This window comes from Muribaculum sp. (assembly GCF_029051885.1).
Lineage (GTDB): Bacteria > Bacteroidota > Bacteroidia > Bacteroidales > Muribaculaceae > Muribaculum.
On record NZ_JAIDKI010000106.1, the window covers coordinates 1 to 4,213 of the forward strand.

The 4,213-nt window shown below is 51.2% G+C and carries 4 protein-coding genes; 2 read left to right on the plus strand and 2 right to left on the minus strand.

What is annotated here, in order from left to right; translation table 11 throughout:
- Positions 1-177: 177 nt before the first annotated feature.
- Together K2I50_RS04700 and K2I50_RS04705 are read right to left on the minus strand one after the other, a co-directional pair.
- A complete protein-coding gene (locus tag K2I50_RS04700) occupies positions 178-723 on the minus strand; it encodes a hypothetical protein (protein ID WP_301025069.1) in 546 nt (181 codons plus the stop codon).
- Between the two features lie 90 nt (positions 724-813).
- A complete protein-coding gene (locus tag K2I50_RS04705) occupies positions 814-1,770 on the minus strand; it encodes an ROK family protein (RefSeq protein ID WP_435052509.1) in 957 nt (318 codons plus the stop codon).
- Positions 1,771-2,059: 289 nt separating this feature from the next.
- Here K2I50_RS04705 and K2I50_RS04710 point away from each other — a divergent pair, with 289 nt between their 5' ends.
- Together K2I50_RS04710 and K2I50_RS04715 are read left to right on the plus strand one after the other, a co-directional pair.
- Entirely contained in the window at positions 2,060-3,715 is a 1,656-nt protein-coding gene (locus K2I50_RS04710) for a glycosyltransferase (protein ID WP_301025070.1), read from the plus strand.
- A 100-nt stretch (positions 3,716-3,815) separates the two neighbouring features.
- A partial coding sequence (locus K2I50_RS04715; RefSeq protein WP_301025071.1) for a DUF3417 domain-containing protein occupies positions 3,816-4,213 on the plus strand: 398 nt, incomplete at its 3' end.

A 4,213-nucleotide genomic window follows, 5' to 3' on the forward strand; every position in this document is an offset into this window, starting at 1 on the left:
AATTACCGGTTGTTTCGTATATCTTGGCCTCTTTTCGCCCTGTTCCTCAGTTGTGTACATAAAGTACACTCCTTCGTCACATGTCGAAAATCGTCTCAAGCTATACGACCCTGGCGGCAACATTTATTATTAAACAAGCTCTAATAATAAATGAACACCCTGCCTGATTATAATGTTTCAGCAGCCGATGCTGATGATGGTATCAAGCAGGTAGTCATTTCCCTCGACCAGACTCCACAATACAGCGTGCACGGCGGCTCCGGTGTCGCAGCACGCCGCGGGTAGGCGTATGCAGGCATGTCGTGAATCGCCGAAATGAGGACAGATATTGATGTCGGTTGTCATGGAGTTGCCGGTTATCGTCACCGAGGAGTCGAGCCCTTCCCAGCGTGCTGACACGATGTCGATATCTCCTGGCGCAACGCCGCAGGCTCCGCTGCTTTGGGCCAGGCGGTTGCGCGACACTATATCGCCCTCTGTAAACGCTACACGACATCCGGTAGCAGCCAAAGCCTTTACAATAGAGTCGCGCAGGGCCACACGAGCTTCGGCGGTTGCTGTATCCGGGTCCTCCACCGCGAGTAAAACCACGATGCGACGTACGGGAAAAGGGAAGGATACAGTGCCCGGCGGGAGTCCGCGCGAAGTCACACGCCGTCTGTAGGCCGGCATCGGCCCACGTCGGTGCTCTTCCATCTTTCTTTCGAGATAATTGTCTGCCATGCTGTATGCAGGATAATAAAAATATCCGGACCACGCCCATGAACAGAGCGTCCATCCGGACATTTATGTAAGTGTCTTTTTTATGCTCGCTTATCGTGCCTCCCAGCCAAGTGCGCTTGCACCAAGCACGGCGGCATCGCTCTCTTTAAGCTCTGAAAGGAGCAGTTTGGTCTTTCCTTTGTAGATATTGAGAGTGTTGCGGTCCATAGCCTCCTTGATGGGCTTCATCAGAAGGTCGCCCGAACGGCTCAGGCCACCGAACAGGATGATTGCCTCGGGGCTTGAGAAGGCAATGAAGTTGGCGAAAGCCTCGCCCATGATTTTGCCTGTATATTCAAAGATTTCCTTGGCAAGTTTGTCGCCCTGTACGGCTGCGTCATATACATCCTTGGAAGTGATGCTCTCGATGGCGAAGTTGCGCAGAAGCGACTTGTCGGTACGGGTCTCGAGGAATTCGCGGGCTGTGCGTGCCACACCTGTGGCTGAGCAATAAGCCTCGAGGCATCCTGTGCGTCCGCAGCCGCACATACGGCCGTTGCTGGGCTTCACGATGACGTGGCCGAGCTCGCCGGCAAATCCGTCGTGACCGTATACGAGCTGACCGTTGACTACGATACCGCTGCCTACGCCGGTGCCCAGTGTAATCATTATAAAGTCTTTCATACCGCGTGCCACACCGTATGTCATTTCTCCGATGGCTGCGGCATTGGCATCGTTGGTAAGAGCTACGGGAACGCCGAATGCTTCTCTAAGCAGCTCTGCCAGAGGAATTCTGCCCTTCCAGGGGAGGTTGGGGGCCATCTCTATCGCGCCTGTGAAATAGTTGCCGTTGGGAGCACCCACACCTATTCCTGCAATCTTGTCGGTTGCGTCGTTGGCTTCAAGAAGATTGAAGAGAGAAGTCTTGAGTTCTTCTACATAATCCTTGATATCAGCGTGTCTGCCTGTCTTGATGGAACTGCTGGCAACGACATTGCCACGTGCGTCAACTATACCGAACACGGTGTTGGTGCCACCTATGTCGATGCCTACTACGTAAGGTTTCATGTTTTGATGTATTGTTTAGATTGTTGGGTAATTCATTTGTATTCGTCTCCACTTCTCATGGTAACCGCTAAGGAGGAGATACACGGGGGAGGTGTCAACTACATTGCAAAGATAGGAAAAATCTGCAAACATGTATCATAATCCGATATTTTTTGCGATAAAAAAATGCCTCTGTAGGCTCCCTACGGTTATTTAGGCATCTTTTTGCCGCTTTAACTGTTTAATATTTGGGCTATTCGGATAAAAATCACTAACTTTGCACCGTCAAAAACCAAAATACTTATTTTTCATGGACAAAAAGCCGGTAAACATCGACCTGCTGTTTGAGACAAGCTGGGAAGTGTGCAATAAAATCGGTGGTATTTATACGGTTCTTTCTACAAAGGCCAAGACACTACAGAATCTTTATAAAGACAAAAACATTTTCATCGGCCCCGATGTCTGGACAGAGGATAACCCCTCACCTTATTTCACTCCGTCGAGAACTGTGCTGAAAGAATGGAAGGCCCAGGCCAAGCTGCCCTATGGCATCACTGTAAGATGCGGGCGCTGGGAAGTGCCGGGACGACCGATTGTGGTACTTGTAAAATTCGATGGCCTATACCAGGAGAAAGATTCTTTCTACGGACGCATGTGGGACCTCTATGGCGTAGATTCCCTCCACGCCTATGGCGACTACGACGAGGCATGTGCCTTCTCCCATGCAGCCGGGATTGTGATTGAAAGCATCTGCGACTTTGTCGGGATACGTGACAAAAACGTTGTGGCCCATTTCGACGAATGGACAACCGCCATGGGTCTGCTGTATGTAAAGGATGTGCTCCCTTCGGTAGCGACCATATTCACCACCCACGCCACTTGTATAGGCCGCAGCATATGCGGCAACGGCAAACCGCTGTATGATTATCTCCGTGCGTACGATGGCGACCAGATGGCGCGCGAGCTCAATATGGAGTCGAAACACTCCCTTGAAAAGGCCGCAGCCCACCAGGCCGACTGCTTTACTACCGTAAGCGACATCACCGCCATAGAGTGTGAACAGCTGCTTCAGCGACGCCCGGTAGTGACACCCAACGGATTCGAACAGAATTTCGTGCCCAACAAAGGCAAATTCCCCAAGGTGCGCGAAGCCGCCCGTAAAGTACTGCTCAACGTGGCCTCTTCGCTTGTCGGAAGAAAACTCCCCGAGGATACATTTATAGTAGCCACATCCGGACGTTGCGAATACCGCAACAAAGGCATCGACCTGTATCTCGACGCAATAGAGCGTCTGCGCGATCTTGCCCCAAATCGTACGGTAGTGGCATTTGTAATGGTGCCCGCATGGTGTCGCGACCCGCGTCCCGATCTGCAGCACACCCTCCCTGCCAAGCGCAAGACCCGCATTCCCGAGCCGGAGCTTACCCACACTCTCAACAATCCCGACTCCGACCCGATTATCTGCCGTATACGCCAGATAGGCTTCGCCAACGAAAAGACCGACAAGGTCAACGTAATCTATGTGCCATGTTATCTCAACGGTGCCGACGGAATATTCAATACATCTTATTACGATCTTCTGATTGGTATGGATGCCACGGTGTTCCCCTCGTACTATGAGCCATGGGGATACACGCCGCTCGAAAGTGTGGCTTTCGGTGTGCCTACAGTCACGACAACCCTTTCGGGATTCGGACAATGGGTACTTGCCACCGACGAAAATACATTTGACGCATGCGGTGTCAACGTCATAGCGCGAGGCGACTTCAATTACGACGAAGTGGCCACACGCATCGCCAACTCTCTTAAATATCTGATATCAGCCGACCAGCAGCAGACAACCCTTATACGCAGCCGTGCCATAAATCTGGCATCGCTTGCCGCGTGGAGCTATTTTATCGAATACTATGTAGATGCATTCAGAATCGCTCTCGACAGTGCCCGCATGCGCGTCACCGAGGGTTGACCTCCGACTGATGGACGGTATACATTATTATATATAGAGTAATATATATATTAACGTACAGTAAGGATTAATAAAAACTCTATTCACATAAATATAATTTATGAAACTTCAAGTAAGCAACACTAATGCACCCGTGTGGCGCGACGTAATGGTGAAATCTGACCTCCCGGCAAAACTCAAGCCGCTGGAAGTTCTCTCACGCAACCTTTGGTGGGTATGGAACAGCGAGGGCAAATCGCTTTTCCGTGATCTCAATCCCGATCTCTGGCGTGCCGTCGGCGAAAACCCCGTGATGCTTCTGCAGCAGCTGGGCTTCGAGCGTCTTCAGGAAATCCTCAATGATGCCAAGCTCATGGAACGTATCGAAAAAGTGTATGCCGACTTCAAGGCCTACATGAAGGTGCCCATGCGCAAGGATGTGCCCTCGGTAAGCTACTTCTCGATGGAGTACGGTCTGTGCAATGCCCTTAAGATTTACTCCGGCGGTCTCGGTGTGCT

Coding starts and splice junctions, on each gene's coding strand:
- K2I50_RS04705 (WP_435052509.1), bottom strand. CDS start 1,770: ATGAAACCTTACGTAGTAGGCATCGACATAGGTGGCACCAACACCGTG.
- K2I50_RS04710 (WP_301025070.1), top strand. CDS start 2,060: ATGGACAAAAAGCCGGTAAACATCGACCTGCTGTTTGAGACAAGCTGG.
- K2I50_RS04700 (WP_301025069.1), bottom strand. CDS start 723: ATGGCAGACAATTATCTCGAAAGAAAGATGGAAGAGCACCGACGTGGG.